Annotated in this window: 11 protein-coding genes, 2 rRNA genes and 1 riboswitch; of the genes, 1 reads left to right on the top strand and 12 read right to left on the bottom strand. The window is 66.6% G+C overall.

What is annotated here, in order from left to right; genetic code table 11:
• Positions 1–38: 38 nt before the first annotated feature.
• Positions 39–136: riboswitch (glycine riboswitch) on the bottom strand.
• Between the two features lie 114 nt (positions 137–250).
• The gene (locus tag SPRI_RS30730) at positions 251–634 is read left to right on the top strand and encodes a PRC-barrel domain-containing protein (protein WP_037775293.1); all 384 of its coding nucleotides are present in this window, start codon (positions 251–253) and stop codon (positions 632–634) included.
• Between the two features lie 98 nt (positions 635–732).
• Here the strand turns inward: SPRI_RS30730 and SPRI_RS30725 are convergent, their stop codons facing one another.
• From SPRI_RS30725 to SPRI_RS30670, 12 genes are all read right to left on the bottom strand, one after another.
• A complete protein-coding gene (locus SPRI_RS30725; RefSeq protein ID WP_078951315.1) occupies positions 733–2409 on the bottom strand; it encodes a DNA polymerase IV in 1677 nt (558 codons plus the stop codon).
• A gap of 49 nt (positions 2410–2458) precedes the next feature.
• Positions 2459–3004 carry a MerR family transcriptional regulator gene (locus tag SPRI_RS30720; RefSeq protein WP_037775290.1) on the bottom strand — a complete coding sequence of 182 codons (546 nt, stop codon included), beginning with the start codon at positions 3002–3004 and terminating at the stop codon, positions 2459–2461.
• A gap of 237 nt (positions 3005–3241) precedes the next feature.
• A complete protein-coding gene (locus SPRI_RS30715; RefSeq protein ID WP_005320145.1) occupies positions 3242–3715 on the bottom strand; it encodes a bifunctional nuclease family protein in 474 nt (157 codons plus the stop codon).
• Between the two features lie 53 nt (positions 3716–3768).
• Complete coding sequence (gene ftsR / locus SPRI_RS30710; RefSeq protein ID WP_005320144.1) at positions 3769–4512, bottom strand: transcriptional regulator FtsR; 744 nt, start codon at positions 4510–4512, stop codon at positions 3769–3771.
• A 42-nt stretch (positions 4513–4554) separates the two neighbouring features.
• Complete coding sequence (locus SPRI_RS39530; RefSeq protein ID WP_229835089.1) at positions 4555–5430, bottom strand: FHA domain-containing protein; 876 nt, start codon at positions 5428–5430, stop codon at positions 4555–4557.
• A gap of 148 nt (positions 5431–5578) precedes the next feature.
• Positions 5579–6427, bottom strand: coding sequence for a DUF881 domain-containing protein (locus SPRI_RS30700; RefSeq protein WP_005320142.1), 849 nt, complete (start codon positions 6425–6427; stop codon positions 5579–5581).
• Positions 6428–6429: 2 nt separating this feature from the next.
• Complete coding sequence (locus tag SPRI_RS30695) at positions 6430–6762, bottom strand: small basic family protein (RefSeq protein WP_003970459.1); 333 nt, start codon at positions 6760–6762, stop codon at positions 6430–6432.
• Positions 6759–7685, bottom strand: a complete 927-nt coding sequence (locus SPRI_RS30690) for a DUF881 domain-containing protein (protein WP_005320125.1) — start codon at positions 7683–7685, stop codon at positions 6759–6761. Before SPRI_RS30690 ends, SPRI_RS30695 begins: the two co-directional genes overlap by 4 nt.
• Positions 7686–7784: 99 nt before the next feature.
• The gene (locus SPRI_RS30685; RefSeq protein ID WP_005320123.1) at positions 7785–10280 is read right to left on the bottom strand and encodes a mannose-1-phosphate guanyltransferase; all 2496 of its coding nucleotides are present in this window, start codon (positions 10278–10280) and stop codon (positions 7785–7787) included.
• 122 nt (positions 10281–10402) lie between these two features.
• Positions 10403–11011: a CDP-alcohol phosphatidyltransferase family protein gene (locus tag SPRI_RS30680; RefSeq protein WP_005320121.1), complete on the bottom strand. Its 609-nt coding sequence runs from the start codon at positions 11009–11011 to the stop codon at positions 10403–10405.
• Positions 11012–11144: 133 nt separating this feature from the next.
• Positions 11145–11261: ribosomal RNA gene (rrf, locus tag SPRI_RS30675) — 5S ribosomal RNA — on the bottom strand.
• A 100-nt stretch (positions 11262–11361) separates the two neighbouring features.
• Positions 11362–14486, bottom strand: a 23S ribosomal RNA gene (locus SPRI_RS30670).
• Positions 14487–14698 lie beyond the last annotated feature (212 nt).

Genomic DNA, 14698 nt, shown 5'->3' with positions numbered 1-14698 from the left:
GGATGCCGTCCGACGCCCGCTCTGCTTTCCAGAGTGACCTCGTCCGTGCGGTACAGGTGCCTGAGAGATTCCGGGGAGGATTTGCTCCTTCGGCGCCTCCGGACTTCTCTCCGGAGGACTCTCCCGCACAGGGTCAGCGGCCGTTTGCCAGGGTACCAGCGTGCGTCGCGCACGATCGCTCGAGTGGCCGACACCCGGAATGTGGACTTCTGTAGTCGTTGGGGAACAGTTGCGACCATTTGGAGGGACCGTGCAGACCGACATCGATCCGCGCAGCCTGATCGGCCGCAAGGCGTTCGACCGCAACGGCACCAAGATCGGAACCGTTGACGAGGTGTACCTGGACGACGCCACGGGCGTTCCCGAGTGGGCGGCCGTGCGCACAGGCCTCTTCAGCCGCGACGCCTTCGTCCCTCTCGAGCCGAGCGAGCTCGTCGACAACACACTGCACGTTCCCTACGACCGCGCGCTGATCAAGGACGCCCCCGACTTCGGGGTGGGCCGCCATCTGTCGCCCGAGCAGGAACTCCAGCTCTACCACCACTACGGGCTCGACCTCTCCGGTCCGCCTCCCGCACCGGCACCCGCGTCCGGCGACCGCTCCTTCGGCCGGGTCGCGGGCCAGGAGGACTGAGCCGCCCGCACACGGGCGTCCAGGGGACAGGGGTCCGGCCCGCAGGCCGGGCCCCTTGCCACCGCCGCTGTCCCGCCGCCTCTCCCCCGCCGCGCCCGTCAGCCCGGACGCCGGTCCGGGACGGGCTGACGAGCAGTGACCGATGGGTCCGGCGGCTCGCCGCCGCCTGCCGCCGAGGCGGGTGGCACCGTATCCGTGGGGGCCGCCGAGGCCCGTGGCGCCGTCTCCGTGGGGGCCGCCGAGGCCCGTGGCGCCGTCTCCGAGGAGGCCGCCGAGCCGGCGGCGGGCGGCGGGGAGGCGGTCCGCGTTCTCCCCGCCTCGTCACCCGGTGTCTCAGCCGGGCCGGCCTGCCCGCTCCCGGCCACTTCCGGCGGCGCCTCCGGCCGCGCGGCGGGCCGCACCAGCGGCAGCGGGTCCGCCGCCTGAAGGTCCTCGTCGTCCACCCGGAACGTCCGCACCCTGCCGGGCAGCGACCACGGCTCCTCGAACCGCACGGTGACCCTGCCGACGCCACTGCCCTGGACCCAGCCCGGCCCGTACGTCGCGTGGTGCACGTCCTGCCCGGCCGCCCAGCGCCGCTCCGCCGGCTCGGACAGGCCGGCCTCGGCACGGTGCGGCTCGCCGGTCTCGGACCCGGCGCCCTCCGGCACGATGGGCGCGCCCTCTTCGGGCGCCGTCCCGGCCGCCTCGGCCTCCGCCTCCGCCGCGGCCTGCGCGAACAGGTCCTCCTGGGTGTAGTCGGCGAGCCCCGTCACGCCCACACCCAGCAGCCGTACGCCCCCGGTGGTGTCCACGGACTCCAGCAGCCTGCCGGCTGCCTCACGCACCACCGTGGGGTCGTCCGTGGGCCCGCGCAGCGTCTCCGACCGCGTCAGCGTCGAGAAGTCGTACCGGCGCACCTTCAGCACGATGGTCCGGCCGGAGTGGCCGCTTCCGCGGAGCCGCTGCACGCACCGCTCGGCGAGCCGGTCCACCTCGAGCCGGACCCGCACCCGGTCGTGCAGGTCCACGTCGAAGGTGTCCTCGACGGACACCGACTTCGCGTCCCGCTCGGCCACCACGGGCCGGTCGTCGTGCCCCAGCGCCATCCGGAACAGCGATGCCCCGTGCGCCCTGCCGAGCAGCCGTACGAGCTCGTCCTCGCCCGCCTCGGCGAGGTCCGCGACCGTCGTCATACCGGCCCGCCGCAGGTGTTCCCCCGTCGCGGGCCCCACACCGGGCAGGGTCCGGACGGGCATCGGCCCGAGGAGGTCCCGCTCGGTGCCGGGGTCGATCAGCACCAGACCGTCGGGCTTGGCCTGCTCGGACGCGATCTTGGCGATCATCTTGGAGCCGGCCAGCCCGACCGACCCCGTCAGTCCCGTGACGGTGCGGATGTCGGCGCGCAGCCGCTCCCCCGTCGCACGGGCGGAGGGCGCGTCATGCGCCGCGCCCCCGGCCTCCAGGTCGACGAAGGCCTCGTCGAGGCTCAGCGGTTCCACCAGGGGCGACAGACGCCCCAGAAGCTCCATGACCTGCTCGCTCACGGAGCGGTAGAGCGAGAAACGTGGTACGAGAAAGGCCGCGTTCGGTGCGAGGCGTCTGGCCTGCGCCATCGGCATCGCCGAATGCACGCCGAAGCGTCGGGCCTCGTAGGAGGCCGTGGCCACCACACCGCGCGGACCGAGCCCACCGACGATCACCGGCTTTCCGCGCAGCGACGGCTTCGCCGCCTGTTCGGCGGCGGCGAAGAAGGCATCCATGTCGAGATGCAGGATCGTCGGCGCGGTTCTCACATGTCCGATGCTCCCCCACAGCACTGACAACGGGGAGCGGCGAGCACCGTCAGACGGCCCGGTCGCGTCTGCGCCTGGCCAGCTCGTCCGCGGGGTTGTGGCCCACCAGGGTCTCGCCCGTGTCGATCCGCTCGCCGTGCAGCTGCGAAAGGGCCGTCTCGACGTCCCGCCACACCACGCCCACGGCGATCCCGAAGACGCCCTGGCCGCCCTGGAGCAGGCCGACCACCTCGTCGGGCGACGAACATTCGTAGACCGTCGCGCCGTCGCTCATCAGCGTCATGCGCTCGAGGTCGCGGAACCCCCGGGCCCGCAGGTGCTGGACGGCTGCCCGGATGTTCTGCAGCGCCACTCCGGTGTCCAGGAAGCGCTTGACGATCTTGAGGACGACCACGTCGCGGAAGCTGTAGAGCCGCTGCGTGCCGGAGCCGTAGGCGGGCCTGACGCTCGGCTCCACGAGACTCGTGCGCGCCCAGTAGTCGAGCTGCCGGTAGGTGATCCCGGCTGCCGCGCAGGCCGTTGGCCCGCGGTAGCCGATGGTGTCGGTGGAGGGCGCGGCTGCGCTGTCGTGCAGCGGATACGGCCCGCTTTCCACCGGACCGGGTCCGGGGCCGCCCCCAGCCGTACTGTCGCCGCTGCTTCTCACGCCGACCTCCGTCCTTGACCTGCCACCTCGAAGGTAGGGAGTCACCAGGGGTGCGTCAACGATCGCCACACTCGGCACGCCGAGTGATAATCACCCTGAGAGTGGTTTCCCGTGCCCCCATCCGGGGAAAGGCTGCTCGAATGCGCCGACACGGGGCGGTCAGCCGCCCCCCGCGTGGCGGAACCGTCACTGGTTGCTGGACCCGAAGTCCTCGGGAGAGATCTGGTCGAGGAACTCGCGGAACTTCTCCACCTCGTCCTCCTGCTCGTCCGGGATGGCGATGCCCGCGTCGTCCAGCACCCCGTCACTGCCGTAGATCGGCGTGCCGGTGCGCAGGGCGAGCGCTATCGCGTCGGACGGCCTGGCGCTCACCTCGACCCCGCTGGCGAAGACCAGCTCCGCGTAGAAGACGCCTTCGCGCAGGTCGGTGATGCGGACCTGGGTGAGCTCCTGGCCCACCGCCTCCAGCACGTCCTTGAAGAGGTCGTGGGTCAGCGGCCTGGCCGGTGCCATGCCCTGCTGGGCGAAGGCAATGGCGGTCGCCTCCCCGGGACCGATCCAGATGGGGAGGTACCGATCGCCTCCCACTTCACGCAGGAGCACGATCGGTTGGTTCGAGGGCATTTCGACCCGGACACCCACAACGTCGAGCTCGTTCACACAGCAACCCTAGGACGTGCGCGACCGGTTTGGGTAGTCGGGCTGGTCCAAGATCAGTGGAGCCGCACTCCGAGGGCGGTCTGCACCAGTGCCGCGTGGAGTCTCACGGACAGGGTCACGAGCTCTTTCGTGGTCGCCTCCGCATGGGCTCTGGTCTGCGGATTCCGGTGCCGGCGCAGCGGAGCGACGACCTGTTCGACCAGGCCGGCATCGCGGTCGGCGGACGCTTTCATGGCGCGCAGGTGCCGGGGCTCGAGACCGAATCTGCCCAGCTCTGCGACCATCCGTGCGACCGTGACGGCCTCCGGCTCGTAGGCGCCGTCCCCGTCCGGGGTGAGCAGGCCGTACGACTCCCACTCCGCGAGCTCCTCCTCGGAGACCTCGGCGGCGGCCAGCAAGGCCGCACGGCCGATGCGGCCCGAGGACGGACGCTCGGCATCCGGGTCCCAGGAACCGTCGAAGAGCTCCCGCTGCGGACCCTGGGCGGGCAGCTGCACCCGCTCGCCCCGCTCGAGGGCGTCCAACTGCTCGCGGATCACCTTCAGGGGCAGGTAGTGGTCACGCTGCATCCGCAGGACGAGCGCGAGCCGCTCGACGTCCCGGGCCGTGAATTTGCGGTACCCGGAGGGCGTACGGCTCGGCTCGACCAGGCCCTCGGACTCCAGGAAACGGATCTTGGAGATCGTGACTTCCGGGAATTCGTCGCGCAGGTGCCCGAGGACCGCGCCGATGCTCATCGGGCGGTCACCCGCGGCGGCGGTGCCGTGACCGGCACCGCCCGTCGGTGTTCGCAGCATGTGCCTTCCCTGGGGGTCACCCCGGACAACGTCTGGGGAGGTTTACACGCCCCGCTGGCTCGCGTAGAAGACCAGCCGGTACTTGCCGATCTGAACCTCGTCGCCGTTGGCCAGGACCACGGAGTCGATCCGCTCACGGTTCACGTACGTGCCGTTGAGGCTGCCGACGTCGGAGACGGTGAAACCGCCGTCCGGGCCGCGCCTGAATTCCACGTGCCGCCTCGACACCGTGACGTCGTCGAGGAAGATGTCGCTCTGCGGATGACGTCCCGCCGTGGTCAGCTCACCGTCCAGCAGGAAGCGGCTGCCCGAGTTGGGCCCGCGGCGCACGACCAGGAGCGCGGAGCCGAGCGGGAGCGCCTCGACGGCGGCCTGGGCCTCCGGCGACAGCGAGGGAACGGCGGTCTGGCCGGTCACCTCCGAGTCGTAGGCCTCGATGCCGGAGATCGAGATCGTCGACGTCGTCTCCGACGCACGCTCGGCCGGCGCGCCACCCCTCAGCGGCGCACCGCAGTTGGAGCAGAACCGACCGGCCTCGGTGTTCCGGTGGCCGCACCTCGAACAAACCGGCAAACCCGCCATGGACGGATCCTCCTGCCGCGGCTGTCCCGCGTGGGGATTGGTCGCATACGGGTCGGAGGCAAACCCTCCACCCGCACTTGAGGTTGATGGATCCCCGAAACCTATGCCGCGGGCACCGGCAGGGTCAACAGACGACGCGCCCTGTCCGCCCGAATTGTCACCACCGGCCACCTCGTCCCGGAACAGCGGGCGCTCGCCGCCCTGCTCCTCGCTCTGGCCATGACGCGGCGCGCGATGGCGGGCGTTGCCGTCCTCGCGTGAGCTCTTGCCGAACAACTTCGCAAACAACTTCACGGGCGTTTCCCCTTGACCGAAATAGACCCGCCCGTGGGGCAGGACGAACCCTCAACCAACACACCTGCCGAACCGGACACCCTCACAACGTCCGTACCCTCCGGACAGTTTCCACCACGCACCACATATGTGATGCGTCGCCCCCCTGCAATCCTCTGCCCGGGTCCGGCAGTCCCCATGTCCCCCCGCTTCACTGCGGTGACGACCGAGCGTAGTCAGGCCGCTCCGCCGGTCGCAAGGCGTCGACAATGATCTTCTCTGATCGCTCCACAGTGGCCGTGGCCTGCTCCTTCTCCAGGGTCTGCACGACACCCCCGGGGATGTTCAGCGCCGGCTCCAGATCCTGCGGCTTGCCGATGACCTTGAAGGTGTACGGAGCGCTGATCCGCTTGCCGTCGACCTCTATGTTCCCGGCGGACCCCGAGAAGAAGGTGTCCGTCACGACCCGGGTGCCGTTCACCTGGACCGCCTCCGCCCCAGCGGCGCGCAGCTCCTGGATCGTGTCGAGGAGCATGTCCGACTCCACGGTGCCGGCGGGGTCCTGGATCGTGAGCGTGATGCCCGGCCCCTCAGCCGCGACCGTACCGGCCAGGATGCCGAGCTGCTGCTCCTTCTGCTGCGTCTGCTTCCGGGCCTCTTCCGCCTGGTCCGAGCTGTTCTCGAGCTCGGTGCGCTGGTCCTCGAGGCGCTGCTTCTCGTCCTCGAGCCGCTGCGTGCGGTTGTCCAGCTCGTCGAGAATGCGGACCAGGTCCTCCTGCCGGGCACCGCGCAGCGCGCTCTCGTCGCTGTTCGAACGGACCTGGATGGCCAGGCCGAGACCGAGGACGAACAGCAGCACCGCGACGATCAGTTGGGCGCGCGTCACCCGCGGCGGCCACACCGCCGCACCGAGCCGCTGCCGCCCGGTCGGGCCCTCGGCCCGCGACGGACCGGGTTCCTGCGCAACGGGCGGCGCGGGCGGCTGCGCCTGCGGCAGCGGCTGGGCACGCGGGGTCCGCGGCTGCGGCGCCTCGTTCCTGGGAGTCTCTTCGCTGCTCATCGTCACGCCCGGAAGACGTGCCGGCGGATGGCCGCGGCGTTGGAGAAGATCCGGATGCCCAGCACGACGACCACACCCGTGGACAACTGCGCGCCGACGCCCAGTTTGTCGCCGAGGAACACGATCAGCGCGGCCACCACGACGTTCGAGAGGAAGGACACGACGAAGACCTTGTCGACGAAGATCCCGTCCAGCATGGCCCGCAGACCGCCGAACACCGCGTCGAGTGCGGCGACGACCGCGATCGGCAGATAGGGCTCGACCACCGCCGGCACTTCGGGCCGGACCAAAAGCCCGACCACGACTCCCACGACGAGGCCCAGTACCGCGATCACGATGTGCCCTTCTCTGATTCGGCCGCTCCCTGCCCACTGCCCTGCGGGGCATCGGCGGTCGTCGGCTCAGCTGTTCGTACGATCAAGCTCGTGGCCGCGGGCAGACGCACCGACTCCTCGTCGGAGATGCTGGTGCGGATACCGAAGTCCTCTTTCAGGACCTGGAGATACTGCCCGTCGGCGCTGCCTTGGAAGGCGGTACGCAGCCTGCTGCCGTCCCCCACCGCGAGCACCGTGTACGGCGGCACCAGCGGCCTGTTGTCGACCAGTATGGCGTCGCCCGCCGCGCGGATCGCCGACAGGGCGGTCAGCCGCTGCCCGTTGATCGCGATCGCCTCGGCGCCGGACTCCCAGAGGCCGTTGACGACCCGCTGCATGTCCCGGTCCCGTACCCGGCCGGTGTCGGAGAAGCCGCTGCTCTCGCGCGGCCCGTCGCCGCCCTGGTCGGTCCCCTTGGCGTCGTCCACGACGAGTTTGACGCCGGGGCCCTGCACCTCGGTGGCACCCGCCAGCAGCGGTACCGTCGCGCCCTGCTCCTCGCCCTGCGTGTTGAGGGCCTTGCGCTGCCGCTCCTCGACGTCGGACCGCAGGGCCTCGACGTCCCGCTCCACGGCGTCGGCCTTCTTCGTCTGCGCCTCGACGCGGTCGATCAGCTCCTCGCGCTCCTTCGCCAGCACCGGCGCGGAGATCTGCGCCTCGGCGGCTCCGAGCGTGACGACCGCGGCCGCGAGCACGAGCCCGGCGGCCAGTCCCAGCTTGGCGCGCAGCGTACGGGGCATGCCGCCGCCCTCGGCCCGCCGGGCAGCCGCCTGTGCGTACCCGTCGTCGAGGCTGTGCTCCATGACGTTCGTCAGCAGCGACATCGACGCATCAGGGCGCGCGGGCGGAGAACCTGTGCTCCGAACGGGGGGCTGCTGCGACATGCCGCACATCGTCGCACGTCGCAACCGCTACCGCCGAATGGCCCCACCGGTGTGCCGGCGGACGCCCCACGGGCGTCCGCCGGCACACCGGCAATTCCGTCAGTGACCTGCGCTGTCCACGACGGAGGACCATTCGTCCAGGAGCGCCTGGGCCGACGCGTCGTCCGGCCCCTCCGCCCACAGATGGGTGACGGCCTCCGACGGGTCGGGGAGCACCATCACCCACCGGCCGTCGGCCTCCACCACCCGCACACCGTCGGTGGTGTCCACGTGCCGGTCCCCCGCGGCCTCGACCACGCGCCGCATCACCAGACCCTTGACCGCCCACGGCGTCGCGAGATCCCGTCTGAGCACATGGGCCCGCGGGATCCGGGCGTCGATCTGGCTCAGGGTGAGCTGCGTACGGGCGACCAGGCCGACGAGCCGCACGAACGCGGCCGTACCGTCGAAGACACTGCTGAACTCCGGCACGATGAAGCCGCCACGGCCGTCGCCGCCGAAGATCGTGGTCTCCTCCCGGCACACCCGGGTCAGGTCGTCGGGGGACGTCGTCGTCCACTCGACCTGCGTGCCGTGGTACGCCGCGACCTGCTCGGCGATCCTCGTCGTCGTGACCGGGAGAGCCACGCCGCCGCTGCGCCGCTCCGCGGCCACCAGGTCGAGCAGCACCAGCAGCGCACGGTCGTCCTCGACGATCCGGCCCCGCTCGTCGACCAGCGAGATCCGTTCACCGACGGGATCGAAGCGGACACCGAACGCCGCACGCGCGGAGGCGACGATCTCCCCGAGCCGGACGAGGCCGGACCTCCGGGTGTCCGCGGACTCCGTCGGACGCGACTCGTCGAGACCGGGATTGATCGTCAGCGCGTCGACCCCGAGGCGTCCCAGCAGGCTCGGCAGCACCAGACCGGCGCTGCCGTTGGACGCGTCGATGACGACCTTGAGGCCCGACTCGGCGATCCCCGTGGTGTCCACGTTCCGCAGCAGGGATCCGGTGTACGAGTCGAAGACGCTCGACGGGAAGTGCAGATCGCCGATCTCGCCCGGGAACGCACGCCGGTACTCCTGACGCGCGTACACCCGGTCCAGCTTGCGCTGCCCACCTTGAGACAGGTCCGCGCCGCGTTCGTCGAAGAACATGATGTCGACGGAGTCGGGCACGCCCGGTGACGTACGGATCATGATGCCGCCCGCGCTTCCACGGGCCGTCTGCTGGCGCGCCACGGGCAGCGGCACGTTCTCCAGGTCGCGTACGTCGATGGCGCTGGCCTGCAGTGCGGAGATCACCGCTCGCTTCAGGGCCCGGGCACCACGCGAGTGGTCACGTGCGGTGGTGACCGTGGCGCCCTTCTTCAGCGTGGTGGCGTACGCGCCGGCCAGGCGCACCACGACCTCCGGCGTGATCTCCACGTTGAGGATGCCGGACACGCCTCTGGCACCGAACAGATGCGCCTGTCCCCGGGACTCCCAGATGACGGACGTGTTCACGAACGCGCCGGCCTCGACGGTCTTGAACGGATAGACCCGGACGTTGCCCTGGACGATCGATTCTTCGCCGACGAGGCACTCGTCACCGATGACGGCGCCGTCCTCGATGCGGGCGGCCCGCATGATGTCCGTGTTCTTGCCGATGACGCAGCCGCGGAGATTGCTCTGCGGGCCGATGTAGACGTTGTCGTGGACCACGGCCTTGTGCAGGAACGCACCGGTCTTCACGACGACGTTGGATCCCACGACGGTGTGCTCGCGGATCTCGACGCCTGCTTCGACCTTGGCGTAGTCACCGATGTAGACCGGGCCCCGCAGCGTCGCGTCGGGATGCACTTCCGCGCCCTCCGCGACCCATACGCCGGGAGAGATCTCGAAGCCGTCGAGCTCGACGTCCACCTTGCGCTCCAGGACGTCGGCCTGGGCCTTCACATAGCTCTCGTGAGTGCCGACGTCCTCCCAGTAGCCCTCGGCGACATAGCCGTAGATCGGCTTGCCTTCCTTCATGAGCTGCGGGAAGACGTCCCCGGACCAGTCGACGGGAACGTCCGGCTGGACGTAGTCGAAGACCTCGGGCTCCATGACGTAGATGCCGGTGTTCACCGTGTCGGAGAAGACCTGTCCCCACGTCGGCTTCTCGAGAAAGCGCTCGACCTTTCCCTCTTCGTCGACGATCGTGATGCCGAACTCCAGTGGATTCGGCACCCGTGTCAGACACACGGTGACCAATGCGCCCTTCTCCTTGTGGAAGGAGATGAGGTCGGTCAGGTCGAAGTCGGTGAGGGCGTCACCGGAAATCACGAGGAACGCGTCGTCCTTCAACGCTTCCTCTGCGTTCTTCACACTGCCGGCAGTGCCGAGTGGCTTCTCCTCATTGGCATAAGTGAGCTCCATTCCGAGCTCTTCGCCGTCACCGAAGTAATTCTTCACGAGTGAGGCGAGAAATTGCACGGTTACAACGGTCTCGGTGAGCCCGTGCCGCTTGAGCAGCCTGAGCACATGCTCCATGATCGGCCGGTTGGCCACCGGCAGGAGCGGCTTGGGCATGCTCGAGGTCATGGGGCGAAGTCGGGTACCTTCGCCGCCGGCCATCACGACGGCCTTCATGTCGGAAGCGTCCTCCTTGAAGAGACGACTGTCTGGCCGACTTCACCCGTCCAAAAGTGACCACTGGTGACGTGTGGTGACACGCGCGGCCGGCGACACAGCGCGCTCCCACACCGACGAGGTCAATCGGCCATAGTGTCCGCTTTGACGAGACGGCGGACCTGAATCACATAGAGGATCCCTGCCCACCAATACAGAGTTGTACCCCATCCCGCGAACGCCCATCCGAAAATCGCCGCGAGTGACGCAAGCCACCCCGTTCCGTCACTCAGGAGCAGCAAGGGGAACGCGTACATGAGGTTGAAGGTGGCGGCCTTGCCCAGGAAGTTCACCTGGGGAGGCGGATAGCCGTGGCGACGGAGGATTCCCACCATCACCAGCAGCATCACTTCACGTGCCAATAGCGCGGCCGTCAGCCACAGCGGCAGAATCTCCCGCCAGGTGAGGCCGACAAGGGTCGACAGGATGTAGAGACGGTCGGCAGCCGGGTCGAGGATGCGCCCCAGGCTGCTGATCTGGTTCCACCGTCGGGCCAGCTTGCCGTCGAGATAGTCGCTGACGCCGCTCAGCATCAGAACGAGCAACGCCCAGCCGTCACTCTTGGGTCCGCCGAACTCGGGGCGGAGAATCAGCCACAGGAACAGCGGCACGCCGACGAGGCGAGCCATGCTCAGGATGTTGGGGATGGTGAGTACCCGGTCCGTTTGAACGCGGGTCTCCTGGACCTCCACCCGGGGGCCTCCTGTGTGGAACGGTGCCGACGATGCTCCCTGACCTTACCTGGAGCGGGTGACTGCCTGTGCAGTGGCCCCCTGAACGCAGGAAAGCCCCGCACCAGAGGTGCGGGGCTTTCCCACAATGATTGTTCGGCGGCGTCCTACTCTCCCACAGGGTCCCCCCTGCAGTACCATCGGCGCTGAAAGGCTTAGCTTCCGGGTTCGGAATGTAACCGGGCGTTTCCCTAACGCAATGACCACCGAAACTCTATGAAGATGTCCGAACTACCAGCCGGCAACCCCACCAAAAGGCAGGGTCGGGCGAGTTCGTTACTTCAGAACTAACACAGTGGACGCGAGCAACTGAGGACAAGCCCTCGGCCTATTAGTACCGGTCAACTCCACCCCTTACAGGGCTTCCATATCCGGCCTATCAACCCAGTCGTCTACTGGGAGCCTTACCCTCTCAAGGAGGTGGGAGTCCTCATCTCGAAGCAGGCTTCCCGCTTAGATGCTTTCAGCGGTTATCCTTTCCGAACGTAGCCAACCAGCCATGCCCTTGGCAGGACAACTGGCACACCAGAGGTTCGTCCGTCCCGGTCCTCTCGTACTAGGGACAGCCCTTCTCAAGACTCCTACGCGCACAGCGGATAGGGACCGAACTGTCTCACGACGTTCTAAACCCAGCTCGCGTACCGCTTTAATGGGCGAACAGCCCAACCCTTGGGACCGACTCCAGCCCCAGGATGCGACGAGCCGACATCGAGGTGCCAAACCATCCCGTCGATATGGACTCTTGGGGAAGATCAGCCTGTTATCCCCGGGGTACCTTTTATCCGTTGAGCGACGGCGCTTCCACAAGCCACCGCCGGATCACTAGTCCCGACTTTCGTCCCTGCTCGACCCGTCGGTCTCACAGTCAAGCTCCCTTGTGCACTTACACTCAACACCTGATTGCCAACCAGGCTGAGGGAACCTTTGGGCGCCTCCGTTACCCTTTGGGAGGCAACCGCCCCAGTTAAACTACCCATCAGACACTGTCCCTGATCCGGATCACGGACCCAGGTTAGACATCCAGCACGACCAGAGTGGTATTTCAACGACGACTCCACCTGAACTGGCGTCCAAGCTTCACAGTCTCCCACCTATCCTACACAAGCCGAACCGAACACCAATATCAAACTGTAGTAAAGGTCCCGGGGTCTTTCCGTCCTGCTGCGCGAAACGAGCATCTTTACTCGTAGTGCAATTTCACCGGGCCTATGGTTGAGACAGTCGAGAAGTCGTTACGCCATTCGTGCAGGTCGGAACTTACCCGACAAGGAATTTCGCTACCTTAGGATGGTTATAGTTACCACCGCCGTTTACTGGCGCTTAAGTTCTCAGCTTCGCCACCCCGAAGAGTGACTAACCGGTCCCCTTAACGTTCCAGCACCGGGCAGGCGTCAGTCCGTATACATCGCCTTACGGCTTCGCACGGACCTGTGTTTTTAGTAAACAGTCGCTTCTCGCTGGTCTCTGCGGCCACCCCCAGCTCACCGAGTAAATCGGATCACCAGTGATGGCCCCCCTTCTCCCGAAGTTACGGGGGCATTTTGCCGAGTTCCTTAACCATAGTTCACCCGAACGCCTCGGTATTCTCTACCTGACCACCTGAGTCGGTTTAGGGTACGGGCCGCCATGAAACTCGCTAGAGGCTTTTCTCGACAGCATAGGATCATCCACTTCACCACAATCGGCTCGGCATCAGGTCTCAGCCTTGATGTGAGGCGGATTTGCCTACCTCACGGCCTACACCCTTACCCCGGGACAACCACCGCCCGGGCTGGACTACCTTCCTGCGTCACCCCATCGCTTACCTACTACAAGTCTGGTTCGTCGGCTCCACCACTCCGACCTCGTCCGAAGACTCAGCCGGCGGCTTCACGGACTTAGCATCGCCTGATTCGATATTGGGCGTTTCAAAGCGGGTACCGGAATATCAACCGGTTGTCCATCGACTACGCCTGTCGGCCTCGCCTTAGGTCCCGACTTACCCTGGGCAGATCAGCTTGACCCAGGAACCCTTAGTCAATCGGCGCACACGTTTCTCACGTGTGTATCGCTACTCATGCCTGCATTCTCACTCGTGAACCGTCCACAACTCGCTTCCGCGGCTGCTTCACCCGGCACACGACGCTCCCCTACCCATCCCAGCGGGCGTTGGCCCTCATGCTGGAATGACACGACTTCGGCGGTACGCTTGAGCCCCGCTACATTGTCGGCGCGGAATCACTTGACCAGTGAGCTATTACGCACTCTTTCAAGGGTGGCTGCTTCTAAGCCAACCTCCTGGTTGTCTCTGCGACTCCACATCCTTTCCCACTTAGCGTACGCTTAGGGGCCTTAGTCGATGCTCTGGGCTGTTTCCCTCTCGACCATGGAGCTTATCCCCCACAGTCTCACTGCCGCGCTCTCACTTACCGGCATTCGGAGTTTGGCTAAGGTCAGTAACCCGGTAGGGCCCATCGCCTATCCAGTGCTCTACCTCCGGCAAGAAACACACGACGCTGCACCTAAATGCATTTCGGGGAGAACCAGCTATCACGGAGTTTGATTGGCCTTTCACCCCTAACCACAGGTCATCCCCCAGGTTTTCAACCCTGGTGGGTTCGGTCCTCCACGAAGTCTTACCTCCGCTTCAACCTGCCCATGGCTAGATCACTCCGCTTCGGGTCTAGAGCGTGCAACTCAATCGCCCTGTTCGGACTCGCTTTCGCTACGGCTTCCCCACACGGGTTAACCTCGCTACACACCGCTAACTCGCAGGCTCATTCTTCAAAAGGCACGCAGTCACGACTGCATGTGCAAGCACATACAGCGACGCTCCCACGGCTTGTAGGCACACGGTTTCAGGTACTATTTCACTCCGCTCCCGCGGTACTTTTCACCATTCCCTCACGGTACTATCCGCTATCGGTCACCAGGGAATATTTAGGCTTAGCGGGTGGTCCCGCCAGATTCACACGGGATTTCTCGGGCCCCGTGCTACTTGGGTGTCTCTCAAACGAGCCGTTGATGTTTCAGCTACGGGGGTCTTACCCTCTACGCCGGACCTTTCGCATGTCCTTCGCCTACATCAACGGTTTCTGACTCGTCTCATTGCCGGCAGACAATGAAAGAGAGATCCCACAACCCCGTATGCGCAACCCCTGCCGGGTATCACACGCATACGGTTTGGCCTCATCCGGTTTCGCTCGCCACTACTCCCGGAATCACGGTTGTTTTCTCTTCCTGAGGGTACTGAGATGTTTCACTTCCCCTCGTTCCCTCCACACTGCCTATGTGTTCAGCAGCGGGTGACAGCCCATGACGACTGCCGGGTTTCCCCATTCGGAAACCCCCGGATCAAAGCCTGGTTGACGGCTCCCCGGGGACTATCGTGGCCTCCCACGTCCTTCATCGGTTCCTGGTGCCAAGGCATCCACCGTGCGCCCTTAAAAACTTGGCCACAGATGCTCGCGTCCACTGTGTAGTTCTCAAGCAACGACCAGCCACCCATCACCCCACCCCTAAGGGCGAGTTCACTGGGGCCGGCATCCCGAAGGACGAGCAACGCTCGCACCCTCAGACACCCAACAGTGTGCCCGGCACGATCTTCCTGAGGAGAACCACGTTCCACGCTCCGAAGAGCAGTACTGGTGAGTCCCTCACAACCGATCG

Origin of the sequence: Streptomyces pristinaespiralis (assembly GCF_001278075.1) — a bacterium.
Classification (GTDB): domain Bacteria; phylum Actinomycetota; class Actinomycetes; order Streptomycetales; family Streptomycetaceae; genus Streptomyces; species Streptomyces pristinaespiralis.
This window is presented reverse-complemented; position numbering and strand designations above follow the sequence as displayed.